29 protein-coding genes are annotated in these 26,546 nt (G+C 73.5%); 9 read left to right on the top strand and 20 right to left on the bottom strand.

Features of this window, described 5'->3' with window-relative positions; all coding sequences use genetic code 11:
* Positions 1 to 5 precede the first annotated feature (5 nt).
* From ACGF8A_RS31780 to ACGF8A_RS31800, 5 genes are all read right to left on the bottom strand, one after another.
* The gene (locus tag ACGF8A_RS31780; protein WP_393113726.1) at positions 6 to 2,993 is read right to left on the bottom strand and encodes an AAA family ATPase; all 2,988 of its coding nucleotides are present in this window, start codon (positions 2,991 to 2,993) and stop codon (positions 6 to 8) included.
* Positions 2,990 to 4,153 (bottom strand): exonuclease SbcCD subunit D, encoded by a 1,164-nt coding sequence (locus ACGF8A_RS31785; protein ID WP_393113727.1) that lies wholly within the window; start codon positions 4,151 to 4,153, stop codon positions 2,990 to 2,992. Before ACGF8A_RS31785 ends, ACGF8A_RS31780 begins: the two co-directional genes overlap by 4 nt.
* Positions 4,154 to 4,279: 126 nt before the next feature.
* Positions 4,280 to 4,906: a YigZ family protein gene (locus ACGF8A_RS31790; protein ID WP_393113728.1), complete on the bottom strand. Its 627-nt coding sequence runs from the start codon at positions 4,904 to 4,906 to the stop codon at positions 4,280 to 4,282.
* 96 nt (positions 4,907 to 5,002) lie between these two features.
* A complete protein-coding gene (locus ACGF8A_RS31795) occupies positions 5,003 to 5,545 on the bottom strand; it encodes a SixA phosphatase family protein (RefSeq protein WP_393113730.1) in 543 nt (180 codons plus the stop codon).
* Complete coding sequence (locus ACGF8A_RS31800) at positions 5,542 to 6,264, bottom strand: hypothetical protein (RefSeq protein ID WP_393113731.1); 723 nt, start codon at positions 6,262 to 6,264, stop codon at positions 5,542 to 5,544. The genes ACGF8A_RS31795 and ACGF8A_RS31800 overlap by 4 nt, the downstream gene beginning before the upstream one ends.
* Positions 6,265 to 6,442: 178 nt before the next feature.
* Between ACGF8A_RS31800 and ACGF8A_RS31805 the strand changes: the two genes are divergently transcribed.
* Both ACGF8A_RS31805 and ACGF8A_RS31810 read left to right on the top strand, forming a co-directional pair.
* Positions 6,443 to 6,850, top strand: a complete 408-nt coding sequence (locus tag ACGF8A_RS31805) for a CoA-binding protein (protein WP_393113732.1) — start codon at positions 6,443 to 6,445, stop codon at positions 6,848 to 6,850.
* A 127-nt stretch (positions 6,851 to 6,977) separates the two neighbouring features.
* Positions 6,978 to 8,210 (top strand): 4-hydroxybenzoate 3-monooxygenase, encoded by a 1,233-nt coding sequence (locus ACGF8A_RS31810; protein ID WP_393113734.1) that lies wholly within the window; start codon positions 6,978 to 6,980, stop codon positions 8,208 to 8,210.
* A gap of 25 nt (positions 8,211 to 8,235) precedes the next feature.
* On the opposite strand, the gene ACGF8A_RS31815 is transcribed toward ACGF8A_RS31810, so the two are convergent.
* Positions 8,236 to 8,595 (bottom strand): ArsR/SmtB family transcription factor, encoded by a 360-nt coding sequence (locus ACGF8A_RS31815; RefSeq protein ID WP_393113735.1) that lies wholly within the window; start codon positions 8,593 to 8,595, stop codon positions 8,236 to 8,238.
* 63 nt (positions 8,596 to 8,658) lie between these two features.
* On the opposite strand from ACGF8A_RS31815, the gene ACGF8A_RS31820 reads away from it, so the two are divergent.
* On the top strand, positions 8,659 to 9,708 hold the full coding sequence (locus tag ACGF8A_RS31820) for a cation diffusion facilitator family transporter (protein WP_393113845.1): 1,050 nt from the start codon (positions 8,659 to 8,661) through the stop codon (positions 9,706 to 9,708).
* A gap of 10 nt (positions 9,709 to 9,718) precedes the next feature.
* Here the strand turns inward: ACGF8A_RS31820 and ACGF8A_RS31825 are convergent, their stop codons facing one another.
* On the bottom strand, positions 9,719 to 10,276 hold the full coding sequence (locus tag ACGF8A_RS31825) for a YbaK/EbsC family protein (protein ID WP_393113736.1): 558 nt from the start codon (positions 10,274 to 10,276) through the stop codon (positions 9,719 to 9,721).
* A gap of 43 nt (positions 10,277 to 10,319) precedes the next feature.
* A complete protein-coding gene (locus ACGF8A_RS31830; RefSeq protein WP_393113737.1) occupies positions 10,320 to 10,892 on the bottom strand; it encodes a helix-turn-helix domain-containing protein in 573 nt (190 codons plus the stop codon).
* Positions 10,893 to 11,003: 111 nt separating this feature from the next.
* On the opposite strand from ACGF8A_RS31830, the gene ACGF8A_RS31835 reads away from it, so the two are divergent.
* Positions 11,004 to 11,861, top strand: coding sequence for an EamA family transporter (locus ACGF8A_RS31835; RefSeq protein WP_393113738.1), 858 nt, complete (start codon positions 11,004 to 11,006; stop codon positions 11,859 to 11,861).
* A gap of 1 nt (position 11,862) precedes the next feature.
* On the opposite strand, the gene ACGF8A_RS31840 is transcribed toward ACGF8A_RS31835, so the two are convergent.
* Positions 11,863 to 12,660: an acyltransferase gene (locus ACGF8A_RS31840; RefSeq protein WP_393113740.1), complete on the bottom strand. Its 798-nt coding sequence runs from the start codon at positions 12,658 to 12,660 to the stop codon at positions 11,863 to 11,865.
* Positions 12,661 to 12,737: 77 nt separating this feature from the next.
* Here ACGF8A_RS31840 and ACGF8A_RS31845 point away from each other — a divergent pair, with 77 nt between their 5' ends.
* A complete protein-coding gene (locus ACGF8A_RS31845; RefSeq protein ID WP_393113742.1) occupies positions 12,738 to 13,268 on the top strand; it encodes a gamma carbonic anhydrase family protein in 531 nt (176 codons plus the stop codon).
* Positions 13,269 to 13,382: 114 nt separating this feature from the next.
* Here the strand turns inward: ACGF8A_RS31845 and ACGF8A_RS31850 are convergent, their stop codons facing one another.
* From ACGF8A_RS31850 to ACGF8A_RS31865, 4 genes are all read right to left on the bottom strand, one after another.
* Positions 13,383 to 14,033 carry a DedA family protein gene (locus ACGF8A_RS31850; RefSeq protein WP_393113745.1) on the bottom strand — a complete coding sequence of 217 codons (651 nt, stop codon included), beginning with the start codon at positions 14,031 to 14,033 and terminating at the stop codon, positions 13,383 to 13,385.
* A 73-nt stretch (positions 14,034 to 14,106) separates the two neighbouring features.
* Entirely contained in the window at positions 14,107 to 16,188 is a 2,082-nt protein-coding gene (locus ACGF8A_RS31855) for a ricin-type beta-trefoil lectin domain protein (RefSeq protein ID WP_393113747.1), read from the bottom strand.
* A gap of 384 nt (positions 16,189 to 16,572) precedes the next feature.
* The gene (locus ACGF8A_RS31860) at positions 16,573 to 16,857 is read right to left on the bottom strand and encodes a putative quinol monooxygenase (RefSeq protein WP_393113749.1); all 285 of its coding nucleotides are present in this window, start codon (positions 16,855 to 16,857) and stop codon (positions 16,573 to 16,575) included.
* 313 nt (positions 16,858 to 17,170) lie between these two features.
* Positions 17,171 to 17,608, bottom strand: coding sequence for a DUF4442 domain-containing protein (locus ACGF8A_RS31865; RefSeq protein ID WP_393113847.1), 438 nt, complete (start codon positions 17,606 to 17,608; stop codon positions 17,171 to 17,173).
* Between the two features lie 111 nt (positions 17,609 to 17,719).
* Between ACGF8A_RS31865 and ACGF8A_RS31870 the strand changes: the two genes are divergently transcribed.
* From ACGF8A_RS31870 to ACGF8A_RS31880, 3 genes are all read left to right on the top strand, one after another.
* Entirely contained in the window at positions 17,720 to 17,887 is a 168-nt protein-coding gene (locus tag ACGF8A_RS31870) for a hypothetical protein (RefSeq protein ID WP_393113752.1), read from the top strand.
* 146 nt (positions 17,888 to 18,033) lie between these two features.
* Entirely contained in the window at positions 18,034 to 19,050 is a 1,017-nt protein-coding gene (locus tag ACGF8A_RS31875) for a hypothetical protein (RefSeq protein ID WP_393113754.1), read from the top strand.
* Positions 19,051 to 19,098: 48 nt separating this feature from the next.
* Positions 19,099 to 20,400 (top strand): MFS transporter, encoded by a 1,302-nt coding sequence (locus ACGF8A_RS31880; protein ID WP_393113756.1) that lies wholly within the window; start codon positions 19,099 to 19,101, stop codon positions 20,398 to 20,400.
* On the opposite strand, the gene ACGF8A_RS31885 is transcribed toward ACGF8A_RS31880, so the two are convergent.
* From ACGF8A_RS31885 to ACGF8A_RS31900, 4 genes are all read right to left on the bottom strand, one after another.
* A complete protein-coding gene (locus ACGF8A_RS31885) occupies positions 20,362 to 21,207 on the bottom strand; it encodes a spermidine synthase (protein WP_393113758.1) in 846 nt (281 codons plus the stop codon). The two genes, ACGF8A_RS31880 and ACGF8A_RS31885, sit on opposite strands and share 39 nt — an antisense overlap.
* A 34-nt stretch (positions 21,208 to 21,241) precedes the next feature.
* A complete protein-coding gene (locus tag ACGF8A_RS31890) occupies positions 21,242 to 21,409 on the bottom strand; it encodes a hypothetical protein (RefSeq protein ID WP_393113760.1) in 168 nt (55 codons plus the stop codon).
* A gap of 211 nt (positions 21,410 to 21,620) precedes the next feature.
* Positions 21,621 to 22,790, bottom strand: coding sequence for an elongation factor Tu (tuf, locus tag ACGF8A_RS31895; RefSeq protein ID WP_393113763.1), 1,170 nt, complete (start codon positions 22,788 to 22,790; stop codon positions 21,621 to 21,623).
* Positions 22,791 to 23,069: 279 nt separating this feature from the next.
* On the bottom strand, positions 23,070 to 23,321 hold the full coding sequence (locus ACGF8A_RS31900; protein ID WP_393113766.1) for a hypothetical protein: 252 nt from the start codon (positions 23,319 to 23,321) through the stop codon (positions 23,070 to 23,072).
* Between the two features lie 49 nt (positions 23,322 to 23,370).
* On the opposite strand from ACGF8A_RS31900, the gene ACGF8A_RS31905 reads away from it, so the two are divergent.
* The gene (locus ACGF8A_RS31905) at positions 23,371 to 24,177 is read left to right on the top strand and encodes a TVP38/TMEM64 family protein (RefSeq protein WP_393113768.1); all 807 of its coding nucleotides are present in this window, start codon (positions 23,371 to 23,373) and stop codon (positions 24,175 to 24,177) included.
* Between the two features lie 63 nt (positions 24,178 to 24,240).
* Here ACGF8A_RS31905 and ACGF8A_RS31910 read toward each other — a convergent pair whose 3' ends face one another.
* Genes ACGF8A_RS31910 through ACGF8A_RS31920 form a run of 3 tightly spaced genes read right to left on the bottom strand, consistent with a single transcriptional unit; the run spans position 24,241 to position 26,311 of the window.
* Complete coding sequence (locus ACGF8A_RS31910) at positions 24,241 to 24,987, bottom strand: cupin domain-containing protein (protein ID WP_393113770.1); 747 nt, start codon at positions 24,985 to 24,987, stop codon at positions 24,241 to 24,243.
* A complete protein-coding gene (locus tag ACGF8A_RS31915) occupies positions 24,981 to 25,376 on the bottom strand; it encodes a DUF6807 family protein (RefSeq protein WP_393113773.1) in 396 nt (131 codons plus the stop codon). The genes ACGF8A_RS31910 and ACGF8A_RS31915 overlap by 7 nt, the downstream gene beginning before the upstream one ends.
* Entirely contained in the window at positions 25,280 to 26,311 is a 1,032-nt protein-coding gene (locus ACGF8A_RS31920; protein WP_393113776.1) for a Gfo/Idh/MocA family protein, read from the bottom strand. The genes ACGF8A_RS31915 and ACGF8A_RS31920 overlap by 97 nt, the downstream gene beginning before the upstream one ends.
* Positions 26,312 to 26,546 lie beyond the last annotated feature (235 nt).

The following is a 26,546-nucleotide window of genomic DNA, read 5'->3' on the forward strand; positions in this document are numbered from 1 at the left end:
CCGCATCAGCCCGTGCCCCGCTGCCGCAGCACCGACCCCGACCGCCCCTTCACCACCTCCAGCTGCGCGTGGATCCGGCGCCGCAGATCGGCCACATGACTCACGATGCCGACGCTCCGGTCCCGCTCACGCAGCGAGTCGAGCACGTCCAGCACCTCGTCCAGCGTCTGGTCGTCGAGGCTGCCGAAGCCCTCGTCGATGAAGAGGGTGTCCAGCCGCACCCCGCCGGCCTCGTCCGTGACGACGTCCGCGAGGCCGAGGGCCAGCGCGAGCGAGGCGAAGAACGTCTCGCCGCCCGACAGCGTGGCCGTGTCCCGCTCCCGCCCGGTCCAGGCGTCCACGACATGCAGCCCCAGGCCGCTGCGCCCGCGTCCGGACCGGTCGTCGGAGTGGACGAGGGTGTAACGCCCGGACGACATCCGCCGCAACCGTGCGGTCGCGGCGGACGCCACCTGCTCCAGACGAGCCGCGAGGACGTACGACTCCAGCCGCATCCGGCGTGCGTTCTCCGCGGAGGTGCCGGCCGCGAGCCCGGCCAGCCGTGCCACCCGGTCGTACTCCTCACGCAGCGGCCCGAGCCGTCGCACCCCGGCGGCGGCGCGTGCGGAGAGCCGGTCGAGCTCGGCGCAACGGCGGCCGGCGGCGTCGCAGGCGGACGCGGCGTCACGCACCCGCTGGTCCGCCAGCGCGGCGGCCTCCTCGGCCGCGGTGAGGTCGGCGGGCGGTCGCCGGGCGGCGGTCGCGGTGTCGTTCTCCGCGAGCACCGCGCGGACGGCGGCCTCCTCGGCCTGCCGGGCGTCCAACCGTCGTTGCAGCTCGCGATGGGTCGCGGCGTCCAGCAGGGCCGCGGCCGCGGCCTGCGGGGTGTCGAAACCGGCGCGGAAGGCGGCGTCGGCGAGGCGGGCGTCGGCGTCCTTGAGGCGCTGGGCGCGGTCCTCGGCGGCCCGTACGGCCTCGGCGGCCTCGGTGAGCAGCGCGACCCGGTCCTCCAGCTCGGCCGCGCGGGCGGCGACGCTCCCCGACGCTCCCCGAGCCTGCGCCAGCTCGCCTTCCAGTGCGGTCCTTTCCCGCTCCAGGGCGTCACGGCGGGCCAGCCGCGACGCCGTCCTCAGCTCGGCTTCCCGGCGTGCGGCGGTCCTGCGCTCGTGCTCCTGCTCCGCCCGGCGCAGCTCCTCGCGCGCGGCGTGCAGCCCGGACGCCTCCCGCCGCGCCTGGGCGTGCAGCCGCTCCAGTTCCTCGGCTTCTTCGGCGAGTTGGCGGGTCGGTGTGTCGCCCGCCTCGGCGGTCGCGGCGGCGAGGGCCTCGCGGACGACGCCCAGGCGACGCTCGTTCTCGGCGTGTGCCTCCTCCGCGTGCTGGTAGGCGGCGAGCGCCCGCTCCTCGGCCTCCCGGTCGACGTGCCCGGCGACCTTCCGTGCCGGGGCGGGGTGTTCGGTGGCCCCGCACACGGCGCAGGGTTCGCCGTCCTCCAGGCCCGCGGCCAGCTCGGCGGCGATACCGTCGAGGCGCTGTTCCTTGCGGTCGAGCCAGTGGGCGCGTGCGGTGAGGGCGCGTTCCCCGGAGGCGTGGGCCTGCTTCTGGGCCTGCTCGGTGTCCCCGGCCAGCTGGTCGCGCAGCCGGGCGGCGGCGAGCCGCCTTCGGGCCGGCTCCCGGCGCACGGCGAGCTGCTCGGCTCGCGAGGCCGCCTCCTGGGCGGCCGCTACACGGTCCTGATGCCCGGCCCGGGTCGCGTCCCACCCGGCGAGCCACGTCACGGCCTCGTGCAGCACGTCCTCGTCGGCGCGCTCCTGCCGGTCCAGGTCGGCGCGCTCCGCGCGGACGTCGGCCAGCCTGCGCTCGGCCCGGCGGGCGGCGTCGAGCCCGCCCAGTTCCTCGGCCGTCCGCCGCGCGGCGGCCGCGAGCCCGGTGGCGTCCGCGTCGGCGAAGCTCTCGGGCAGCGCGGCACGCGCGCGTGCCTCCGCCGCGGCCGCCGCGCGGCGGCCGGCGTCGGCCGACTCCCGCAGCTCCAGTGCGGGCGCGACCGCCTCCGCCTTCCGGCTCCGCTCCATACGCTGCTGGTCCGCCCGGTGCGCCTCGCCCCGCTCCGCCAGCACCCGGGCCCGCTCCCGGGCGTCGGCGAACCTCCGCTGGAGGCGGGCGACTTCGCGTACGTCGGCCAGCGCGCGGTCGGCCAGTGCCTGGGCGGACTCGGCGGCGGCGAGCCGGCATCGGGCCACCGTCAGCTGCTCCCGCGCGGTGCTCCGGGCGACCGCGGCGGCCGTCAGCACGGCCTGGGCCAGGCCCGGATCGCCGGGCGTCAGCTCGGGCAGCTCCATGGCGCCGTCCGCCGCCTGCTGCATGCGGTGGGCGTCGGCGAGCAGTTCGGCGTCTCCCTCACGCGCGTCCTCCTCGGTGGCGCGCCGCCGCTCGGCGAGCCGCTTCTCGACGTCGGCGAAGCGCTGGGTGTCGAACAGGCGGCCGAGCAGCCGGCCGCGTGCCTCGGCGTCGGCGCGCAGGAACCGTGCGAAGTCGCCCTGCGGCAGCAGGACCACCTGGCAGAACTGCTCCCGGCTCATCCCGAGCAGCTGCGTGATCTCCTCGCCGATCTCCTGGTGGGATCGGCTGAGGTCCTTCCAGGAGCCGGCGTCGTACTCCCGCAGCCAGGTCTGGGCCTTGTCCAGCGTGGTGCCCGTGCCGCGCTTCTTGGGGCGCTCCCAGGGCGGCTGCCTGGTGATCTCCAACCTGCGCTCGGCGACGGTCAGTTCGAGCGTCACGGACGTGCGCGTTCCGGGCGCGGCGTGGTCGCTGCGCAGGGCGGTGCCCTGGCCGGTCTGCCGGGCGCCCGGCACGGAGCCGTAGAGGGCGTAGCAGACGGCGTCCAGGACGGACGTCTTGCCCGCGCCGGTCGGCCCGTGCAGCAGGAAGAGGCCCGCCGCCGACAGTGCGTCGAAGTCGACGCTCTGGGCGCCGCCGAAGGGACCGAAGGCGGTGATGTCGAGGCGGTGCAGCCTCACCGGGCCACCTCCCGCAGGGTCCGGTCGGCACGGACGGCGTCGAACGCGTCCCGCAGCACGACCCGTTCACGCCCGTCGGGCCCCGCGCCGCGCACGTGCGCCACGAAGTCCTCGGCGATCTGCTGGTCGGTGCGGTCCGCGAGGCGGCCGGCGTAGGACACTCCGGGCTCGTCCGGGCCGCGCTCGGGGGCGAACACCAGGCTGAGGGTGTGCGGGAAGCGCTCGGTGATGCGGGCCATGGGGTCGGCCGGCCGCACCGGGTCGGTGAGGGTCGCCTCCACCCATGCCCGCGCGTGCGGGGCAAGCGCCGGGTCGGCGAGCAGTTCCTCCAGCCGGCCGCTGATCCGGGCGAGCGGCCGCGGCACCGGGCAGTCGACGCGCTCGGCGGTGACGGCTCCTTGGGCGTCGAGGTCGACCAGCCACATGCTCTTGCGGTGCCCGGCTTCCGAGAAGGAGTACGCGAGCGGGGAACCGGAGTACCGCACGCGCTCGGTGATGGTCTGGCAGCCGTGCAGGTGCCCCAGCGCCACGTAGTCCACACCGTCGAAGACACCCGAGGGCACGGCCGCCACCCCGCCGGCGGTGATGTCCCGCTCGCTGTCGCTGGCCTCACCGCCGGCGACGAAGGCGTGCGCGAGGACGACGGACCGCGTGCCACGCGCGCGTGCGGCGAGATCGGCGCGGACCCGCTCCATGGCGGCGCCGAGCACCGCCTCGTGCCCCGCCTTCTCCACCCCGAACTCGTCCCTCACCAGGGCGGGTTCGAGATACGGCAGCCCGTAGAACGCCACGTCGCCGTGGGCGTCCCGGAGCACCACCGGCGTGCCGACGGCCGCGGGCTCGGTGCGCAGATGGATGCCCGCGCGCCCGATCAGCCCGGCGCCGACGCCCAGGCGGCGGGCGGAGTCGTGGTTGCCGGAGATCATCACCGTCGGCACACCGAGGTCGGCGAGCCGGTGCAGGGTGTCGTCGAACAGCTCCACCGCGGCCAGCGGCGGGACCGCCCGGTCGTACACGTCTCCCGACACGACCACCGCGTCGACGTCGCGCTCGCGCACGGTCGTGACGAGATGCCCGATGAACTCGGCCTGGGCGCCGAGCATGCTCACCCGGTGGAACGCCCGGCCGAGATGCCAGTCGGAAGTGTGCAGCAGTCTCATGATCCCCGAGACTAACGGCCGGGTCTGACACCACGGGCGGTTACTCCCGTATCGCCCCGCCATGACGGCCTACGACCGTGTCCATTACGGGCATTTGACCCTCTTTTACACGGAAAACGTCTGGAACTAGGCGTCCCCGTACGCCTCCCCGCCCAACTCGAACCCCGCCGTCCCCGCGGTCACGTCCGCGAGCCAGGCCCGGAAGGCCTCCACGTCGGCGTCCGGAAGACCGATCTCGATCGTGACCGCCTCCTCGTACCGCACGTCGCGCACGTCTCGCCCGGTGGCGCGCAGGTCGTTCTGGACCCTGCCCGCGCGCTGGTGGTCGACGGTCACCGTGGCCAGCCGGAAGCGGCGCCTGGTGCGGGTGCCTAGGGCGTCGAGGGCCTCGCCGACCGCGCCGCCGTACGCGCGGATGAGTCCGCCCGCGCCGAGCTTGACCCCGCCGTAGTAGCGGGTGACGACGGCGACGACGTACCGCATGTCGCGGCGCAGCAGCATCTGGAGCATGGGGACGCCGGCGGTGCCGCCCGGTTCGCCGTCGTCGCTCGCCTTCTGGGTCGCGGCGTCGGCGCCGATGACGTAGGCCCAGCAGTTGTGCGTGGCGTCGGCGTGCTCCTTGCGCACGGCGGCGACGAAGTCCTGCGCCTCCCGCTCGGTGGCGGCCGGGGCGAGGGCGCACAGGAAGCGCGAGCGGTTGATCTCGGTTTCGTGCACGCCCGCGCGGGCGACCGTGCGGTACTCGTCCTGCATCCGGCCAGCCTAAGCGCTACGCGCGCGTGCCTCTTTCGCCCGGGAGGGCGGGGCGGAACCACGCCGGTCTCCCGGAACCGCACCCAAGGGCCCGTCCTACTTCTTCTTCCCCCGGGGTACCAGCATCTCCGTCAGCACCGCCGCCCCGGGCCGCATCGCGTCCCATGCGCTCGCGTGGAAGGCCAGTACGGCGATCGCCGACGTGGGGAACTTCACCCGCACCCGGTCCAGCGTGTCACCGACGCCGGCCCCGGCCAGCGCCAGGACCAGTTCCTGAAGGCCGGGGTTGTGCCCGACGAGAAGCAGTGTCCGCAGCTCGGGTGCCACCGCGTGCACGGCCGCCAGCAGGTCGGGGACCTGCGCCCCGTAGAGCCCGTGGTCGTACCGGACCGGTCCCGGGGTCGCCCACTGGGCCGACGCCAGCCGCCAGGTCTGGCGGGCGCGTACGGCTGTGGAGCACAGGGCGAGGTCGGGCAGACAGTCGCTCTCGGCCAGCGCGCGACCGGCGGCCGGCGCGTCTCTGCGCCCCCGGGGCCCGAGCGGTCGCTCGTGGTCGTCGACGTCCGGCGGCCAGGCGGACTTGGCGTGCCGCAGCACGACCAGCCGGCGCAGCGGGCCGCCTCCCGCGCGCGGCTTCACGCCGGAGCTCCCAGGTCACGGGTCAGTTCGAGCCCGAGCAGCCGGTCAGCGTACGCGTAGGTCTCGAAGCGGGCACCGTCCGGCAGTCCCGGATCGGTCTCCACCCGGTGCAGGACGCCCAGCACGGCCGGCACGTCCAGGTCGTCCTCCCAGGCGGCGCGGAGCTGTCCGCGCACCTCGTCCGGAACCGGCCGGGAGGGACGCCGCGCCCAGTCGGCGACGGCCCGGCGCCAGCGGCCGAGCATGCCACGGGCCTCGGCGAGTGCCGGATCGTCCACGCGCGCGGGGACGCCGCGGCGCCGCAGGAGCAGCGTCAGGCGCAGCACCGCGGGGTCGTCACCCGGCGGCATCCCGGAACCGCCGGACACGGGCGCCACCGCGACGCACACCCCGTCGGGGCTCACCCCGCCCTCCCCCACCACATGGATGACCTGTCGCTCCCCCGGTCCCGCCCCGGCGTCGTGACGGTCCTCGAAGGGCCGGATCCCCAGTGCGGCGGCGGCCGACCGCAGTTCCGCCCGGCCGCGCTCCCCGGGCAGCAGCCCCCACACCGGGGTACCGCCCAGTTCCAGGGCGCGGACCAGCACGTCCGCGACGAGCAGGACGCGCAGGGCGGTGGGCTCGTGGGCGGGTGCGTGGGCCTCCACACACGTCAGTCCCCGCCGGGTCGTGGAGGCGTCGACGGGTTCTCCGGTCCGGGCGTCGATGATGCGCAGCACGCAGTGAGCCTAGGCGGAGCTGCGGCCGTTCGCACGGCACGCGTTCCGGACAGCGCGGGGGATCTCGTCTCTCCGGGAGGGAGGCCCCGGGCTCCCGCACAGGCCGCGGGAATCATGGCGTGCGCTCGTCCGTTGCCGAGGGGTGACGAGAAGACGACTCGGCCCGAGGAGGCCCCTGGTGTACGGCGACGACGCTACGGTCCGCAGGATTCTCACCGAGCTCGGCGACACCTGGGCCGTTGTGGGCCTGTCGCCCAACCAGGCGCGGGCGGCGTACGGCGTCGCCCAGGCGCTCCAGCGGTTCGGCAAGCGCGTCGTGCCGGTGCACCCCAAGGCGGAGACGGTGCACGGCGAGCAGGGCTACGCCTCCCTCGCCGACATCCCCTTCGACGTGGACGTGGTCGACGTCTTCGTCAACGCCGACCTCGCGGGCGCCGTCGCCGACGAGGCGGTCGCCAAGGGCGCCAAGGCCGTCTGGTTCCAGCTCGGCGTCGTCGACGAGGCCGCCTACGAGCGCACCCGCGCCGCCGGTCTCGACATGGTGATGGACCGCTGCCCCGCCATCGAGATACCGCGCCTCGGGTAGCGGGCGCCAGAGCGAGCCCGCCCACGCCGCACTCCGCCCGAGCGGCGCCCGTGCTCGGCCGCAAGCGGCAGCCCGCCCGGCGCACCCCTTCTCCCGCACCTCGTCCGCCTGACAGGTCACCGTCATAATGCTCGGCGTGGCCATACCTTCCCCCCACCTCAACTCCCCGGCATCGCAACGGCGTCCGGTCGTCGTCGTGGGCGCCGGGCCCGCCGGACTGACGCTCGGCAACGTCCTGCGGGCCGCGTCCGTCGACTGTGTCGTGCTGGAGGTGGAGAGCAGGGCGTTCATCGAGCAGCGGCCACGGGCCGGAGTGCTGGAGGAGTGGGCCGTGCGCGGCCTGGAACGGCGCGGTCTGGCGGGGAACCTGCTGGAGCGGGCCCAGCGGCACACCGAGTGCGAGTTCCGCTTCGCCGGAGGGTGTCACCGGCTGTCGTACGCCGAGCTGACGGGGCAGCACCACTGGATCTATCCGCAGCCGTTGCTGGTGACGGATCTTGTGCGTGAGTACGCCGACGTGCGCGGCGGCGACATCCGGTTCGGCGTGCGGGACGTCCGGCTGCACGACCTGGACACGGACCGCGCGGCGGTGTCGTACGTGTGCCCGGAGACCGGCGAACGCCGGGTGATCCCCTGTGACTTCGTCGCCGGCTGCGACGGGGCGCGCGGTGTGACGCGCGGTACGCTGCCGCCGGAGCGGGTCCGCGTCGCGCGCCACGACTACGGCATCGGCTGGCTGGCGCTGCTCGCCGAGGCTCCGCCGTCGTCCGACTGCGTGGTGTTCGGCATCCACCCCCGCGGCTTCGCCGGGCACATGGCGCGCAGCCCCGAGGTCACCCGGTACTACCTCCAGTGCCCACCCGGCGACGACCCGGGGAACTGGTCCCACGAGCGGGTCTGGGCCGAGCTCCAGCAGCGGCTGGGGGCACGGGACACCCCGCCGCTCACCGAGGGCCGGCTGATCGAGAAGCGGGTGCTCGACATGCACAACTACGTGGTCGAGCCGATGGCGTCCGGGCGCCTCTTCCTGGCCGGTGACGCGGCCCACCTCACCGCGCCGATCGCCGCCAAGGGCATGAACCTCGCCCTGCACGACGCGTTCCTGCTGGGCGACGCGCTCGTCGCCCAGCTCACCGAGGGCGACGCGAGCGGGCTGCACGGCTACTCGGCCGACTGCCTGGGGCGGGTCTGGGACTACCAGGAGTTCTCCCGCTGGCTGTCCGACGTGTACCACGGCACCGCCTCGGGCGACCCGTATCACGCGGGCACCACTCTCGCCCGGCTGCGCCGCCTGTTCACCTCACCCGCCGCCGCCTCCGCCTTCGCGCAGCAGTACCTCGGCATGGACCCGGGGCTCTGAACCCGTCCGGCACGCCGGCCGGGCGTCAGTCGTGCTCCGGCCGTCCGGTGAGCCGGTGGTCGGCGTGGTTCAGCGCCTCGTCCACGACCCTGCGCACATGGCCGTCGCGCAGGGAGTAGATCACCCGGCGGCCCTCCTTCCGCGTGGTCACCAGCCCGGCCAGCCGTAGCCGCGCCAAGTGCTGGCTGACCGCGGGCCGCGCCGCGCCGCAGGTCGCGGTGAGCGTCGAGACGTCGGCCTCGCCCGTGCTCAGCGCGTGCAGCAGGGTGAGGCGGGTGCGGTCGCCGAGCAGGGCGAGGAGTTCGGCGGCGAGCGTGAACTGTTCCTCGCCCGGGGTGCGCGGGTGCGCATCGTGCGCAGATGACAGGTGCATGCGTGCGCTCATACGCACATAATGGCGGTCCGGTCCGGGTACGTCCACCACCAGGGCCGCGCGCCCGTCGCCGCCATGCACCGGAAGGGGATCGCCGTGAGTGACCGGCACCATCACGAGCACGATCACCACTCCCCCACCGGCCTCAGGCATCGCCTGGGCCACCTCCTCACACCGCACTCCCACGACCCCGCCGGCAAGGTCGACTCCGCCCTGGAGTCCTCGGCACGCGGCATGCGGGCGCTCTGGGTCTCGCTCGCGGTGCTCGGCGCGACCGCGCTCGCCCAGGCGGTCGTCGTCGTGGTGTCCGGATCGGTCGCGCTGCTCGGCGACACGGTGCACAACACCGCGGACGCGCTGACGGCCGTACCGCTCGGGATCGCCTTCGTGCTGGGCCGTCGCGCGGCGACCCGGCGGTTCACCTACGGCTACGGGCGCGCGGAGGACCTGGCGGGCATCGTGATCGTGCTGACGATCGCCGCGTCCGCCGTGTTCGCGGGATGGACGGCCGTCGACCGGCTGCTCGACCCGCGTCCGGTGCAGCACATCCCGGCGGTCGCCGTGGCGGCTCTGGCCGGTTTCGCGGGCAACGAGTGGGTGGCCCGCTACCGCATCCGCGTCGGCCGCTCGATCGGCTCGGCCGCGCTGGTCGCCGACGGACTGCACGCGCGGACGGACGGATTCACGTCGCTGGCCGTGCTGCTGAGCGCCGGGGGTGCGGCCCTGGGCTGGCAACTGGCAGACCCGGTCGTGGGGTTGGCGATCACGGCGGCGATCACGCTGGTGCTGCGGGACGCGGCCCGGGAGGTGTTCCGGCGAGTGCTGGACGCCGTCGACCCGGCGCTGGTGGACCGGGCCGAGCGGGCGCTGCGCACCGTGCCGGGCGTGCAGGACGTGGGCGAACTGCGGATGCGCTGGATCGGCCACCGGCTGCGGGCCGAGGTGGCGCTGGTGGTCGACAGTGAGGTGACGGTACGTCAGGCCCACGCGATCGCCGTCGCGGCCGAACACGCCCTGCTGCACGCCGTGCCGAATCTCACCGCGGCCCTCGTGCACGCCGATCCGGCGCACACGCCCGGTGCGGCGGACCCGCATCTGCCGCTGGCCCACCACGCCTCGGCGTGAGGCCCCCGGGTCAGGCCGTGCCCAGTCCTTCCAGGACCACCGCGCCCGGCAGTTCCGCGAAGGCCTTGCCCGGCACCAGCAGCTTGCCGCGCCGCCTGCCGCTGCCGACCAGGACGTACGGCAGGTCGGCCACGGCGGAGTCGACGAGCACCGGCCAGCCGGCGGGCAGCCCGATCGGGGTGATGCCTCCGTACTCCATGCCGCTCTCACCGGTCGCCATGTCCATCGGCGCGAACGAGGCCTTGCGGGCGCCCAGCTGCCGACGGACCACGCCGTTGACGTCGACGCGGGTGGTGGAGAGCACGACACAGGCGGCCGGCGTGGTCTCGCCGCCCCGCTTCCCCGCGACGACCACGCAGTTGGCGGACTGCTCCAGCAGCTCGCGGCCGTAGTGCTCCACGAAGACGTCGGTGTCGGCCCACCGCGGGTCGGTCTCGACGTAGACGATCTGCCCGGCGGGTACGCTGCCGCGCCAGTTCCGCACGGCCTCGGCGACCGGGGCGGTCAGCTCGTCGAGGCAGTCGGGCGCGGGCGTCGCCCGGTCGAAGTGTCCGATGGGTGCGCGCATGGCGGCACGCTAACAGCCCCCGCCCGAGGGGTGACGGCGCGTCTCAGTGCACGGGCGGCACCGACACGGCCAGCACCATCTCCATCGGTACGGCGCCCTGATTGCCGTACGCGTGCGGCAGCCAGGCGTCGAAGGAGGCGCTGGCGCCGGCCGGTACGGCGTGGCCGACGCCGTCCACGGTGAGCGTCAGCTCGCCGGCGGTGACGTGCACGAGTTCGACCGTGCCGGCCGGGTGCGGGTCGGAGGAGCTGCTCTCGCCCGGCATCAGCCGCCAGTCCCACAGCTCCAGCGGGCCGGGGGCCTCGGTGCCGGCGAGCAGCCGGTTGTAGCTGCCCGCCTCGGTGTGCCACATCCTGACGGCCTGATCGGCGGGGACGACACGGACCTTGGGGCCCTGCTCGTAGTCGAGCAGGGTGGTGATGCTGATCCCCAGCGCGTCGCCGATCTTGACGACGGTACCGAGGCTGGGGTTGGTGCGGGCCTGCTCGATCTGGATCAGCATGCCGCGGCTGACCCCGGCGCGGGCGGCGAGGGTGTCCAGGGTGAACCCGCGCTCGGCGCGCCAGCGCTTGACGTTCCGGGCCAGGGACTGGGTCAGCAGGTCGAGGTCCGACACATTCCGTCCATCAGGTGAGGCGGTCAAATATTCTGCATGACAGGGTTCATCAGAATGAACTATGGTGTGCTGCACCGAATCGTTCACTGAACTGTACTGCGAGGCGACTCGATGACGGCACTCTTCGCCCTGGCCACCAGCCTCCTGTGGGGCCTGGCCGACTTCGGCGGCGGACTGCTGACCCGGCGCACGCCCGCGCTGACGGTGGTCGTCGTCTCGCAGTCGATCGCGGTGGTGGTGCTCGGCGCCATCGTGGTCGCGACCGGGGCCTGGAGCGAGGCCGGTCCGCAGCTCTGGTTCGCGGTGGCCGCCGGCCTCGTCGGGCCGGTGGCGATGCTCTCCTTCTACAAGGCGCTCGCCCTCGGCCCGATGGGTGTCGTCTCACCGCTCGGGTCGCTCGGCGTGGCGGTTCCGGTGGGCGTGGGCCTGGTTCTCGGCGAGCGTCCCGGCCTGCTGCAGGTCGCCGGCATCGTGGTCGCCGTGGCCGGGGTGGTGCTCGCGGGCGGGCCGCAGTTCACAGGGGCGCCGGTACAGCGGCAGGCCGTCCTGCTCACCCTGCTCGCGGCGTTCGGCTTCGGCGCGGTGATGGCCCTGATCGCGGAGGCGTCCACGACGCTCACCGGACTCTTCCTCGCCCTGTTCGTCCAGCGCGTCACCAACGTCCTCGCGGGCGGCACCGCCCTGTACGTCTCGGTGCGGCGCGGCTCCCCCGCCCTCCCGGCCGAAGGATTCCCCTGGGGCTCGCTCCCGGCGCTGGCCTTCGTCGGCCTGGCGGACGTCGCCGCCAACGGCACGTACTCCATCGCCGCCCAGCATGGCCCGGTCACCGTCGCCGCCGTCCTCGCCTCGCTGTACCCGGTGGTGACGGCACTGGCCGCACGCGGCCTCCTCAGCGAACGGCTGCGCGCGGTCCAGGCGGCGGGCGCCGGACTGGCCCTGGCCGGCACCATGCTGCTGGCGACCGGCTGAGTCAGGCCTCCGGCTCCAGCTCGGCCAGCCGCTCCGCCGTCTCCTCGTCGAGATCCGCGAGCGCCCGCAACTGCTCCGGGGTGACACCGTCCGGTATCGGCACCGGCGCCGGCGTCCGCAACGGCGGCTGCCAGCCGTCGACGGCCGTCCAGCGCCGTACGACCCGGGCGGGCGCCCCCGCCACCACGGCGTGGTCGGGCACCAGCCCCCGCACCACCGCGCCCGCTGCCACCACCACGTTCCGCCCGATCCGCGCGCCCGGCAGGATCACCGCGCCGGTGCCGATCCAGCAGCCCGGCCCGATTTCCACCGGTTCCATCCGCGGCCACTGCTTGCCGATGGGCTGGTGCGGATCGTCGTACGAGTGATTCGTTGACGTGACGTAGACATACGGCCCGAAGTAGCAGTCGCTGCCGATGGTGACCGTCGTGTCGGCGATGACGTGGCTGCCCCGGCCGAGGACCACGCCGTCGCCGATGCGCAGGATCGGTTCCGGGCCGAGGTCGAGGTCGGGCATCAGACCGGCCGTCAGGGTGACCTGCTCGCCGACGATGCAGTGGGCCCCGAGGTGGATCCAGGGTTCACCGAAGACCGTGCCGAGCGGGAACGCGAGCCTGGTACCGGTTCCGATCGCACCGAAGCGGAACCGTCCGGGGTGCTGCGCGGTGACGGACGCCGTGCGCTGCACCCAGGCCCAGCCCGCGTGGACGGCCCGCTGCACTTGGCGGCGGCGCCAGGACGAGAACGTGTTCTTGCGCTTCGGCACCCGCTCACGGTACTCAGCGCGCGGTGCTGCCATGAGGGCACCGGCCTGTGATCTTCGCCCCACGGCCGTGGCGTACCGTTCCCTCGTACTCGACGACGAGGGAGCTGAGCATGACGCACCAGGCACTGATCACCGGCATCGGCGGCAAGGAGCCGAGGGTCGATCAGGAGGCGTTCGTCGCCCCGACGGCCGCGGTGATCGGGGACGTGACGCTGGGGGCCGGGGCGAGTGTCTGGTACGGGGCCGTGCTGCGGGGGGACGTCGAGCGGATCTCCGTGGGTGCGAGCAGCAACGTGCAGGACAACTGCACGCTGCACGCCGATCCCGGGTTCCCGGTGAGCGTCGGTGAGCGGGTGTCCATCGGGCACAACGCCGTGGTGCACGGGGCGACCGTCGAGGACGACTGCCTGATCGGGATGGGGGCGACCGTGCTCAACGGCGCGGTGATCGGGGCAGGATCACTCGTCGCGGCTCAGGCGCTGGTGCCGCAGGGGATGGTGGTGCCGCCGGGGTCACTGGTCGCGGGGGTGCCGGCGAAGGTGCGGCGGGAACTCAGCACGGAGGAGCGGGAGGGGGTCACGCTGAACGGGACCATGTACGCCGAGTTGGGCAAGGCCCACCGCGAGACGCACGAGGGGTGACGGCGGCGGGCTCTCCGCGAGCCACGCACGGGCACGGGCAGGCACACGGAGGGAGATCGCCGCGACGCGCGGGAGCAACACGGCGGCGAAGCCCCCGCGCCTGCGGCCGTCCCCCTACTCCATGGCGCCGACGGGCTCCGGCGCGGCTACCGTCCTCGACTCCGAGACCTTCTTGGCCTTGCGCTTCATGATGAGCATCGAGGTGACGCCGACCAGGACCGCCAGCACCAGCCCCACCCACGAGAAGCGCTTCAGCCAGGCCTCGGCGACGACCCCCACGTAGTAGATGACCGCCGTGGTACCGCCCGCCCACAGGATGCCGCCGAAGACGTTGGCGATCAGGAACTTCCAGTACGGCATCCGCAGCACGCCCGCGAGCGGGCCCGCGAAGATGCGGAGCAGGGCGACGAAACGGCCGAAGAAGACGGCCCACATGCCCCACTTCTCGAAGGAGCGCTCGGCCGTGGCGATGTGCGCCTCGCTGAAGTGCCGCGGGTACCTCTTGCCGAGCCGGGCGAGCAGCGGCCGCCCGCCCTTGCGGCCGATCGCGTAGCCGATGGAGTCGCCGATGATCGCGCCGGCGCCGGCGCAGGCGCCCAGGACGAACGGGTCGATGTCGCCGTGCTGCGAGGCGAGCAGCGCCGAGGAGACCAGGATGATCTCGCCAGGCAGCGGGATGCCCAAACTCTCCAGGCCGATGACCACTCCCACCAGCGCGTAGATGGCGACCGCGGGTACGGTCTCGAGCCACTCCTGGACGTGCACGGCCGGTTCCTCTCCGGTTCGCGTCCCTGCGTGCGGACGGCGTGCGCCGCAGGCCAGGCGCACGCCGCGAAGCCTACCGGGTCACGATGCCCGTCCCCGGTCGCACAGATCGCACGGCTTCCCACCGCGGCGGGGTGGATGGACCGGCGGGGTGAGGCTGCGCGTCGCCGACGCGGCGGGTCTGGGCGAGCCGGGTTTCGTGGACGTCCGGCGGGCTCTCGGGCGCCCGGCGCCGTGAGCCGTCGTCGCGGTGCTGGTCGTCGCCGCAGTGCTGGTCGTCGGCGCAGTGCTGGTCGTCGGCGTGAGGGCTGCTGCCACGGTGACCGTCGTCGTTCCGCCGCTCGCCACGGGAGTCCCCCCGCCGCTCAGGGCCACCGTGCAGGTCGGAGCCCCGCTGCCCGTCGGAGTCGCGGTGCCGGTCGTTCCGCCGCTCGCCACGGGAGTCCCCCCGCCGCTCAGGGCCACCTTGCCCGTCGGAATCTCCGCGCCGGGGAGTGGCTCCGCGCGGAACGGAGTCGCCGCGCCGCTCGTGCGGCCGCTCAGCGCGTGAGTCGCGCTCCCGGTCGTCGGCGCTCCGGAGCGAGGTGTCCCCCGGCACCCCCGCGTCCCCCGCCTCGCCGGACCCTCGCGTCTCCTCGCCCACCGCCTCCAGACGCCACCGCTGTTCGGCGGACCCGTCCCGCGCGGCAACGGCCAACTCCCCGTCCTCGCCGGGGGCGACGAGCTTGCCCCTGGCCCAGCGCAGGAGCAGCTCGCCGCGCACGGTCAGGTCGTAGTGCACCCGCCCGGAGCGCGACCCACAGTCGGCCAGCCCGATCGCCGCGGCGCGGGTGCCGGAGTCGAGGCAGAGCGAAGGGGCGGCGACGCTGCGCAGTTGCCCGTCGTCCTGGTACGACCACTGCTGCGAGCCGGCGGTCGTGCAGACCGCCAGGACGGCGACGGTGCCGCGCCCGTCGAGGCAGCGGCCGACCGCGAGGTTGCGCAGACGTCCCCGGGCGACCTCGGCGGGCCGTTCCACCAGGACCGCTGAGGGCGTTCCAGTGGTCGGCTCCTCGGACGGCGGGCCGGGGCGGACGGTGCTGCCGCTGGGTGCTCCCCAGGTGGCGTCGGGTCCGGGGACACCGTTGTCATCGCTCCAGCCCCTGGCCGCCAGCACCGTCGCGAGGAGTGCGAGGGAGGCGAGGCCGACGCCGACGGCCACTGCCCTGGTACGGCGTCGGGGCGTGGTGAGGAAACCGGTCCGTGCGGGCCGGTGGCGCCCGCCGGCGCCTGGGCGGGCGTCGCCGGGTGGCCGGACGGCGGACAGCCGGCGCGGCGGGGGCGGTGCGGCCGGGGTGCGGCCGGGGCGGGAGTCGAGATAGCGCTGCGCGCCCCAGCCGAGCACGGTCTCGGCGAGCAGCGCGTCCAGACCTCCGTCGAAGTGGCTGAGTTGTTCAGCGGCCTGTCGGCAGTACCGGCAGCGCATCAGATGCTGCTGCACATCGGGCAGCAGGGCGCCGCCGCGTCGCATGGGGACGTCCAGGAGACGGTTGTAGAAACGGCACTCCCTGGTGGGCGCGAGTTCACGGTGGGCGCGCACGCACCCGGCCCGGAATTCCTCGTGCGCCCGCTCCAGGGCGGAGGACGCGGTAAGCGCGTCAATGCCCAGCAGACCGGCCGGTACGGATATCGGTTCCGTCTCGACCTCGGTGTGCCACAGGAGGCATTGGGAGGCCGACGGAAGGGCATGGAAAGCGCGCTCGGCGAGGCGTCGCTTTTCGGGCGTCACGGACCTCACCGCGCGCAGCCCGCGACCTCCGGTGGGTTTGCCGAGTTCCGGCATCAGGGCCGTCACATCATCCTCGGCGGCCCATTCCCTGACGGTGTTCCTGACGGTCGCCAACAGTTGCGGGCGCAACGCACCGGCCGCCGTCCTGCGGCCGAGCACCTGCTGGAACGCCGCGCTCGCGGCCATCGACGCCGAAACGGTGGACGCCGCCAGACAGATGACGGCGTACTCGTGGACCGCGCGCCAGTGCCGGGCCAGCAGCAGTGCGACGGCCCTGGCGTCGGGTTCCGGGTCGGCGAAGCGGGCGAGGAGATCGCGGTCGGACTCCCCCGGGGGTGGTCCGGGGCGCGGCGGGTACGGCGGGCGTGGGGGGTATGGGGGCAGCACTGAACCATTTCCTTCCGAGCCGAGGACGGCGCATGGAATGCGCTTCCTTCGGAAAGCAGGTGCCTATCGGTGCGTACTCATGGCCTGACCTGTGCCTTTGCTGCCCGCGGGTGGCACACCTTTGCACACGCGCCGCACCGGAAACAAGGAGTCAGAAAGCCCGGGGTTCAATGGACCGGAAATTGCCGGGTGTTACCCAAGGTATCCGCACCTGCATTCGAAGATGATGTCAGTGCGAGCCGCAACTTGTGTGGGCAGCAACCTCGTTGTCACACACGATCTCCAACTTCCCGTCAGCGCTGACCGGGCGTGCACCCGTCCGCCCCACGGGTGAAGCATGAGGTGGCCGGGTGCCGGCCCGATCGTGCTGGACGGACGCAGGGGCTACGGGGCCTCGACAGCGGAGATCCGGAACTTGCTCACTTCCGCGTCGCGGATCTGAGCCGCGTGCTCGGGCTCGGGACCCGCGCCGCGGAAGCGGGCGAGAGCCTCGTCGGTCTCCCAGCGCTCGTACACGTTGATCCGGTCCGGCTCGACCAGGTCGGCGGACAGAGCGAAATCAAGGCAGCCTGCGGCGGCGCGGGCCTGCTCGACGGCCTCGGAGCATCCGGCCAGACAGGCGTCGCGCTCGGCGGCGTCCACCCACAGCTTCCCGGCAATGATGATCACGGTACTCCCCGCGTTGCGGCTACTCGCCTGACGGTGATGTGCGGCGTGACCGCCCATCGGACGGCCACCGGACACATGGACCGCAACGGGCCGCAGGATTCATCGGTGCCGCGAGCCGTCGAGACGAGCGACAGGCCGTGCCTGGAGACGTCCGCAAGATCCCCTCGCCGGCGAAAGGCAGTTGCCGCCGTCACGCCCCTTGCAGCTCCGTACCATCCGTACGGTCCATCGGCAAGAGCCTCTCGCAGCGCCCCCTGACACCCATTTCAAGTCACCGGGCGTCAGGGAGCCCCGCTTTGCCCCAGAAGTCCCGTCAGCCGTTGGGGCGCAACGTCCACACCACGGTCATCTCCGTCGTGACCGCCCCGTCCTCCCGCCGGATGGCGACGGCCACCGGAAACTCGGGACGCTTGCCCTCGTCCAGTTCCGCGACCACCTCGGCGGCCGGACGCCCGAGGGTCGCGGTGGCCGTGACAGGGCCCAGGGCGATCTTCCTGAACGCGATCTCGGCATGCACCGGCAGCGGCACGGCCCGTGAGAGCTGGTCGCCGAACGCGGCCAGCACGATCGCGCCGCTGGCCGACTCACCCAGGGTGAACATGGCACCCGCGTGCGGCCCGCCGACGTGATTGCGGTACTCGCTCTGATCCGGCAGGGCCAGGACGGCCTTCTCCGGAGTGGTCTCCAGGTACTCCAGGTTCAGCGTGCGAACCATCGGCACCGTGGCGGCGAGCAACTCGCCGATCGACATCTGATCTGCGCTCATGGCCGCATGTTACCCACGAGTAGAGCAGGCTGACCAGAGTCATTCGATGATCGTCGTATCGTCGCGGCCCGCGCCGCCCGGAGGCACTCGCCGTAGGTGGCCCGTACTCCTGGGGCGACGGCGACGGCGAGGCGCGCCCAGGCAGGGCTGGTCACCTCCTTGATCTACGACATCTCCACGCAGCCCTACCGCGAGAAGGTCACCACGGGAGAGTCGGCTTCCTCCGCCACCGTGTCCGGCACCACCAGCAGCGTCGCGACCTGACGTCGAGGTGCCGCAGGCGGCGACTGCCCGGCAGGTCCTCGGCGCGGCAACGGCCGTACGCCACGCCCCCCGAATCCTGAATTGCTACGTCCCTGACAAAACCCGGTGACCGAATCGTGTCCCCGGCCCCACTAGGGTTACCGCTCATGTGGCCAGGACAGCAGCCGCCCGGGGGCGAGCAGAACCCGCAGGGACAGAACAACCCGTACCAGCAGCCGGGGTACCAGCAGCCGAATCCGTATCAGCAGTCGGGATACCCGCAGCCCAACCCGTATGCGCAGCAGCCGCAGTGGGGCACGCCCGCGCCGATGGGACCGCCGCAGCCTCAGCCCGGCGGGAGCGGCGGCGGCAACCGGACGAAGCTGGTAGCGATCATCGCGGCCACCGCCGTGGTGGTGACCGCCGGTGTCACCGGCTTCCTGGTCCTCGGCGGCGACAAGGACGACAAGGCCGACGGCGGCGACAAGACGAAGGCGAGCCAGTCGCCGTCGAACTCCGCGGAGCCGAGCGACTCTGCGTCGGGGTCGGACGACAACCCGCGCGGCAACGAGACCGAGAAGCCGACGGTCGACGGCTGGAAGGTCGTCATCAACCCCAAGCGCGGCGTCGCCTTCGACGTGCCGGCGGACTGGGAGGTCGAGTCGCCGGGGGTGACCATCGGCTTCGAGGACGAGAAGTCCGACAGCGGCGAACCGCTCATCGTGATGTCGGCACCGGCGTACTACAAGTCGAAGTGGTGCACGACCGACGAGAACAAGGACGGCCGGACCGAGGACACCCACCTGGCCGCCGTGGGCACCAAGGGTGCCGACGGGGCCAAGGACACCGACGAGGTCGCCATCAACACGGTGCCCTGGTGGGTCTACGGCGGCTACACCCAGCCCGACAAGAAGAGCATGAAGTTCGAGGAGAAGGCCGAGCCCTACACCACCGAGTCGGGCATCGAGGGCAGCATCGCCTGGGCCGAGTCGACGAACACGCCCCAGAAGGGCAAGTGCGCCAGCGACGGCAAGGCGGTCACGTTCGGCTTCAAGAACTCCGCCGGCGACTTCGTCTCGTGGAACTTCTACGGAGCCAAGGGCGTCACGGGCGAGGTGCCCAAGGCGACCATCATGCAGATCCTGAGCACCGTACGGCTGCACGGGGAGCCCACCGGAGGCTGACGGACAATCGGTTTGGCAAGTCGGGGGCCGGGCGGTGATAGTCGGCCGGTGAACACCGCAGCCGGAGCCTCCCGCCCCCGCAGACCCGCCTGGGCGGGGCGCAACTACAGCCTGCTGACCGCCGCCGCGGTCGTCACCCACCTCGGGAGCAACGGCGCGCTGGTCGCCGCCGCCTTCGCGGTGCTGGAGGCGGGCGGTGACGGCGGTGACGTGGGTCTCGTGGCCGCCGCCCGCACCCTGCCGCTGGTGCTCTTCCTGCTGATCGGCGGCGCCGTCGCGGACCGGCTGCCCCGCCACCACGTGATGGTCGCGGCCAATGCCCTCAACTGTGTCTCGCAGGCGCTGTTCGCCGTACTGGTCCTGGCCGGCGAGGCCCAGCTGTGGCAGATGATGCTGCTGAGCGCGCTCGGCGGTACCGGACAGGCGTTTTTCAGCCCGGCCGCCGAAGGCATGCTGATGTCCTCCGTGCAGGGCGACCAGGTGAGCCGCGCGTTCGCGGTGTTCCGGATGGCGATGCAGGGCGCGGCCCTGGGCGGTGCCGCGCTCGGCGGTGCGATGGTCGCGGCGGTCGGCCCTGGCTGGGTGCTGGCCGCGGACGCGGCCGCGTTCGCCGTCGCCGGGGCGCTGCGCGCGTTCCTCGACGTCAGCCACATCCCGCCGCGCGAGCGGGGCGGCGGGCTGGTCGCCGATCTGCGGGAGGGCTGGCGGGAGGTCGCCGGGCGCCCCTGGCTGTGGGGCGTCGTCGTGCAGTTCTCGATCGCCAACGCGGTGGTCGCGGCCGCCGAAGCCGTCTACGGCCCGCTGGTCGCCCGGGACCATCTGGGCGGGGCCGCGCCCTGGGGCCTTGCACTGGGCTTCTTCGCCGCGGGCACGGTCGTCGGAGCGTTGCTGATGACTCGCTGGAAGCCACGCCGGCTGCTCCTCGCGGGCACCCTCGGCGTCTTCCCACTGGCGCTGCCCTCCGCCGCGCTCGCGGTGCCGGTGCCGGTCTGGGGACTGTGCGCGGTGATGTTCCTGACCGGTGTGACCCTGGAGATCTTCGGCGTCTCCTGGATGACCGCACTGCATCAGGAGATCGCGGAGGACAAGCTCTCGCGCGTCGCGGCGTACGACTGGTTCGGCTCGGTGGCCATGGTGCCGCTGGCGACGGCCATGGCGGGTCCCGCCGAGGTGGCGTTCGGACGGACGACGGCGCTGTGGGGCTGCGCGACGCTCGTGGTGGTGGTCACGGCGGCGGTGCTGTGCGTCCCGGACGTACGGAACTTGCGTCGCCGTTCCCACCAGGTGGCGGCCAAGGGCGCGCCGGCCGGCTCAGCCGATGCCGAACGCACCGTCGGGGGGCTGGGGTGAGGGTACGGCGTCCTCGTCCCTGACCGGCCGGGCCTGCCCGATGAACGCCCGCAGGGCGGACCCGTGTTCCACGCGGGCCGGGAAGGCGTCGGCGGCGGTGCGCCGGGCCAGGGCGGCGGTGTCGAGCGGACGGTGGGCCGCGACCAGCACCGCGTTGCCGAACCGCCGCCCGCGCAGCACGGCCGGCTCCGCGATCAGCGCGAGTTCCCGGAACAAGGTGGCGAACGTGGCCAGTTGGGAGCGGAGGAAGGCGAAGGGCGCGGCGTCGGCCAGGTTGGCCAGGTAGATCCCGTCGGCACGCAGCACCCGCTCGACCTCCCGGGCGTAGCCGACGGACGTGAACCCGGCCGGCACCCGTGAACCGCCGAAGACGTCGCCGACGACCACGTCCGCCGAGTCCCCCGGGGCACCGGCCAGCCAGTGACGGGCGTCGTCGACGTGCACCGCGACACCGGACCCCTCATCGACCGGCAGATACTCACCGACCAGCGCCGCCAGCCCCCGGTCGGCCTCCACGACGTCCTGTCGCGAGCCGGGCCGGGTCGCCGCCACGTAGCGAGGCAGGGTGAGCGCGCCGCCTCCGAGGTGCAGCACGTCGAGCGGCCGGCCCGCCCGCGCGACACCGTCCAGCACATGGCCGAGCCGCCGCATGTACTCGAACTCCAGATGCGTCGGCTCGTCGAGGTCGACGTAGGACTGCGGTGATCCGTCGACCGTGAGGAGCCAGGCCCGCTCCCGGTCGACGTCCGGCATCAGCTTGGCGATGCCGTGATCGACGGGTCGGCTGACGGGTGTCGACTCACTCACGGGCTCCATTGTGCCGGGGCGTACGGCGACGCGATCAGGCGCGCCGGCGGGCGGCGTCGGCGAGCGTCGCGTAGCGGGCGGAGGCGACGACGAGACCGGCGCGCAGGACGAGGTCCACGCCGGCGAGCGCGCGGGCGACCGGTCCGGCGCAGAGGGTGCTGACACTGAGGGCGGACGCGGTGACGTCACCCGCGAGCGCCACCGCATCCGCCCCGCGCTGAAGCCGCCGGTGTACGGAAGGTCCCGGCGCGGGTCTCGTCCATCGGTGCGGGCCCGTCGTAGCGGGTGCGGCGCAGGACGATGCCGGTGGCGTGGACGGCCATGGCGGGGCCGAGCCCGACCCACCGCGACGCGAGCCTGTGACGCGACGGGGCCGCCTCCTCGAAGGCGGCCCCGCCCCTTGCGGGCGGGTCTCAGCCCACCGTCGTCACGGTGCCCGCGCCGACCGTCCGCCCGCCCTCGCGGATCGCGAAGCCGAGGCCGGGCTCCAGGGGCACCGCGCGTCCCAGCTCCACGGTCACGGTGACGGTGTCGCCGGGCCTCGCGACTCCCACCTCACCGAGGTCCATGTCACCGACCACGTCCGCGGTACGGATGTAGAACTGCGGCCGGTACCCGGTGGACAGCGGCGTCGTACGCCCGCCCTCACGCGCCGACAGCAGGTACACCCGCGCGGAGAACCGCCGTCGCGGCACCACACTGTCCGGCGCGGCGACCACATGCCCCCTGCGCACGGCGTCCCGGGGCACCCCGCGCAGCAGCAACGCCACGTTGTCCCCGGCCTGCGCCTCGTCCATCGGCTTGCCGAAGGTCTCCAGGCCGGTGACGACGGACGCGACGTCGGCCCCGAGGACCTCGACCCGGTCTCCGGCGCGCACCGTGCCACGCTCCACGGCCCCTGTGACGACCGTGCCGCGCCCGGTGATGGTGAGCACGTTCTCCACCGGCATCAGAAACGGCGCGTCCAGGTACCGCTCGGGCATCGGCACGTAGGTGTCCACCGCGTCCAGCAGCGCCTCGACGGACGCCGTCCACCGCGGGTCGCCCTCCAGCGCCCGCAGCCCGGAGACCCGTACGACCGGGACGGAGTCACCGCCGTAGCCGTGCTGGGTGAGCAGGTCCCGCACCTCCAGTTCGACGAGGTCGATGAGCTCCTCGTCGCCGGCGTCCGCCTTGTTGAGGGCGACGACGACGTGGTCGACGCCCACCTGGCGGGCGAGCAGTACGTGCTCGGCCGTCTGCGGCATGATCCCGTCGAGCGCGGAGACGACGAGGATCGCCCCGTCGAGCTGCGCCGCGCCGGTGACCATGTTCTTCACGTAGTCGGCGTGGCCGGGCATGTCGACGTGCGCGTAGTGCCGGGTGTCCGTCTCGTACTCGACGTGCGCGATGTTGATGGTGATGCCGCGCGCCGCCTCCTCGGGGGCCCGGTCGATGTGGTCGAAGGGAACGAACGTGCCGGTGCCGCGCTCGGCGAGAACCTTGGTGATGGCGGCCGTCAGGGTGGTCTTGCCGTGGTCGACGTGGCCCATGGTGCCGATGTTCAGGTGCGGTTTGGTGCGCACGTAAGCCGTCTTGGGCATGGCGATACCTCGAAGCGTCTCGATGGTGGCTGGGACCCCGGTGACCGGCCGACCCTCCCCCTGCGGGGTCCGCCGGACGATCCGGGGAGGGTCAGCTTCGGGCGCCGTCGACAGCGGCCGGGAGGTTCAAAACGGCAGCCTTCAGGGCATCCGCGACCGCGGATGCCGCGAAGTGGAAGGCGTGCCGGAACATGAGGTCGATACTCGCCGACACCGTCGCGCGCGTCGACCGATTTATCGGGCGGCCCACGTGTCTGGGCAGGTGGCGGGCGCCACGGGTCAGGGCCCGAGGTTCTCCCACCACGGGACGGCGGTGACGAGTTGCCGGGCGACCGGCAGGAAACCGGACGAGCAGCGGCTCACCTCACGGCGCGGACAGTCGACGGCGCAGTAGTGCGCGCCTGTGTGGGCGTCGCGCGCGCCGGGTCCGCCGCGGCGGTGTACGTGGCCGTGAGCCGTGAGCCGTCGCATCGGCGTGTCGGCGAGGGGGCCGCGCGGGACACCCGCCATTCGCGCACCTGTGACGCTCATGAGACGAACCATACGGCGATCACACATATCCGTCGGTTAGTGTCGCCGAATGCTCGATGCCCACACCCGCTCTGGGGGCACCGCACCGGCCTCTCCCCGGGCCACTGCCACCGAACTCGCGGTCACCGCCACCGAACTCGCCGCCGCCGTCCCTGTCCCCGGGGGCGCCGCGGCCGTCAGTCGCGGCTTCGCCGCCCGGTGCGCGAGACTCCTGCTGTCGCCCTGGGCCCGCTTCTCCGTGCTGGTCACGCTGTTGGTCGGGGCCGCGGCGACGGTGCTGCTCTTCGAGCCGCAGCGGTTGCTCGCGCACGGCTGGCCGCCCCAGCTCGGCGGCGTCGTGGCGGCGCTGGTCTTCGCGGTCGCCTACGGTCTGATCACCGTGGCGTTCGTGCCGCGGCCGCTGCTCAATCTGGCGGCGGGGGCGCTGTTCGGCTCCGAGCTGGGCATCGCCGCGGCGATCGGCGGCTCGGTGGTCGGCGCGGGGATCGCCTTCGGACTGGGCCGGTTCCTGGGTCAGGAAGCGCTGCGTCCGCTGCTGCGCGGCAAGTTCCTGAAGACCGTCGACCGGCAGTTCAGCCGGCACGGCTTCCGCTCGATGCTGGCGGTGCGGCTCTTCCCGGGCGTGCCGTTCTGGGCCGCGAACTACTGCGCCGCCGTCTCCCGCATGGGCTGGTTCCCGTTCCTCCTCGCGACGGCGCTCGGCTCGCTGCCGAACACCGCCGCGTACGTCGTCGCCGGCGCCCGGGCCTCGACGCCGACGTCGCCGGTGTTCCTGATCGCGATGGCCGCCATCGCGATTCCGGGGCTGGCGGGCGCGGTGGTGGCCTGGCGCAAGCGCCACCACCTGCGCGGCTGACGCACGCTCAGGAGACCCACCGCGGCTGACCCACGCGCAAAGGGCCCACCAGCGCCTGAAGCATCAGGACGCCGGGTGGCCGGGGTGGACGTCGTAGACGTCGAGCCGCCCGCACATCCCGAACCTCCCTAGCGCGGCCGGCTGCTCCGCCTTCACGAGGGCGTCCGCCAAGTGGGACACGTCACCCCTCTCCAGCCGGTCGAGCTGCTCCCCCGTCGCCGTCGCCGCCGCCTCGGCACCCCGCAGCCAGCGCTCCCGCCACTCGGCGAGCCGGGGCCGCACCAGCGCCCCCGCGGCCCGGTGGAACTCGGCCAGCGCCTCGGGGCCGGACGCGCGCAGCACGCGGTAGCCGTCCAGGGCGACGTCGCGCCGGGCGCGGGCGACGCGCTCCTGCTCGGCGGCGGACGCGTCCGCCGGGATCGTGGTGACGGCGGCGTACGTCTGCGGGTCGGCCAGGTACTGCGGCGGCAGGGTGAGCACCGCGTCGCCCGCCTCCGGCAGCCCGCTGTTCTGCATCAGCACGGTGATGCGCAGGCGGTCGTCGTCGACCAGCCGGTGGATCGTGCCCGGCGTGAACCAGGCGACGGTCCCGGCGGCCAGCGGTGTGACCTCGTACCCGGACGCCGTGAGCGTCTGCACCGCGCCGCGGCCGCCGGTGACGACGTACGCCTCCGAACAGGCCAGATGCAGGTGGGGAGTTCCGCCGCACACCCCGTCCGCGGCCTGCCAGTCGTAGACGGACAGGTGGGACACGGCGACGCCGCCCGGCAGTCCGGTGAAGGGGCCCGGTATCCGCTCGGTGTTCACCACGGGTGCTCCTCCAAATACCTGGCGATCCCGTCGCGCTCCCAGGCACCGTCGGCGACGACGACCCGGTAGCGGCGGGCGAGGGTGTCGCCCGGGGCGAGTTCCAGTTCCTCGTGGAAGGCCCAGGAGGGGGCGACGGCGGCGAACGGCTCGCTGCGGACGAACCAGTGGGCGGGGGGGCCGCCGCCGGCACCGGTGTGGTCGTTCTCCGGGGCGTGCGCGAACACGAGGGTGGCGTGGCCGTCGACGCCGTCGTGCTCGCCCGTGTAGGCCAGCCAGGGCGCCTGCCGGCCCATCAGGCCGGGACCCTCGCCGTCCGGTCCGAGGACGCGCCCTTCGCGGAAGGCGCGCGGTCCCCGCCAGAACGTTCGCCCACGCCGAAGTCGCGCCATTCCCCGGCCTGTTCGGCCGGCACGTCCGGTGCCGGCGTGATCCGCCAGTCGGCGTTGGCGTGTCCGTACAGGTGGGTGAGTTCGACGGTGGCGCGCTCGCAGTCGACCCGGACACGGCTCACCTCGTCGGGGCTGAGGACGGAGCTCACGACCGTCGCCATCGCGCCGTTGTCGAAGCGGACGAGGGCGGTCGAGACGCCCTCGGTCTCCACGTCGTGCACCAGCCGGCCGGCCATCGCGCGCACCTCGCTCCACGGCCCGAGCAGATCGAGCAGCAGGTCCATCTGGTGGATGCCGTGCCCCATGGCGGGCCCGCCGCCCTCGGTGTGCCAGCGGCCGCGCCAAGGCACGGCGTAGTAGGCGGCGTCGCGGTACCAGGTGGTCTGGCAGTGCGCGACCAGGGGGCGGCCCAGGGCCCGTTCGGCGAGCAGCCGGCGCACATGGGCGGCGCCCGAGCCGAACCGGTGCTGGAAGACGATCGAGGCGTACGGCCCACCGGCCGTGCCCTCCGCGGCCTCGACGGCGTCGAAGTCGGCGAGCGTGGGCACGGGCGGCTTCTCGCACCACACCCAGGCGCCGGCGCGCAGCGCGGTGACCGTCTGCTCGCGGTGCAGTGTGGGCGGTGTGCAGATCGTCACCAGGTCGGGCCCCTGCTCACGCAGCATCCGCCCCATGTCGGTGTACGCGTACGGAAACCGGCCTTCCGCACAGAACGCCTCGACGGCGGCGGGTTCGATGTCTACCGCCGCGACGACCTCCTCCCCGCCCTCTGCGGCGAGCAGCGTCAGCGCGGGGAGGTGGCAGTTACGGGCGATGCCGCCGGTGCCGATGACTGCGGTTCTGACGGGACGGGCGGGGACGGGGGCGGAGGGGGCTCGGAGGCTGTCGGGGTCGGGAAGGCGGCCGGCTGCCGTGGCCGTCGAGGGTGTGGGCATGAACCTGATCAGCACTCCTCCGGGGTCTCGGCACGCGGCAAGCCGATAGCAAGCGCTTTCCCCAGTGTGCAAAGTAGGCCCGCCGCGGCGGCGGGTCAACACCCGGAGCCGAGCACCTCGATCGGCTGGCAAACCCCTGCTGTCGGGCGTGTCGGCGCGGGACGCTACGCTGCCCCTCAACACACCCGATCACCGCGCGCGCGGGCGGGGCGTGTCCTCCGTCCGTTCCACGATC

This window comes from Streptomyces sp. NPDC047706, from assembly GCF_043204795.1.
GTDB lineage: Bacteria > Actinomycetota > Actinomycetes > Streptomycetales > Streptomycetaceae > Streptomyces.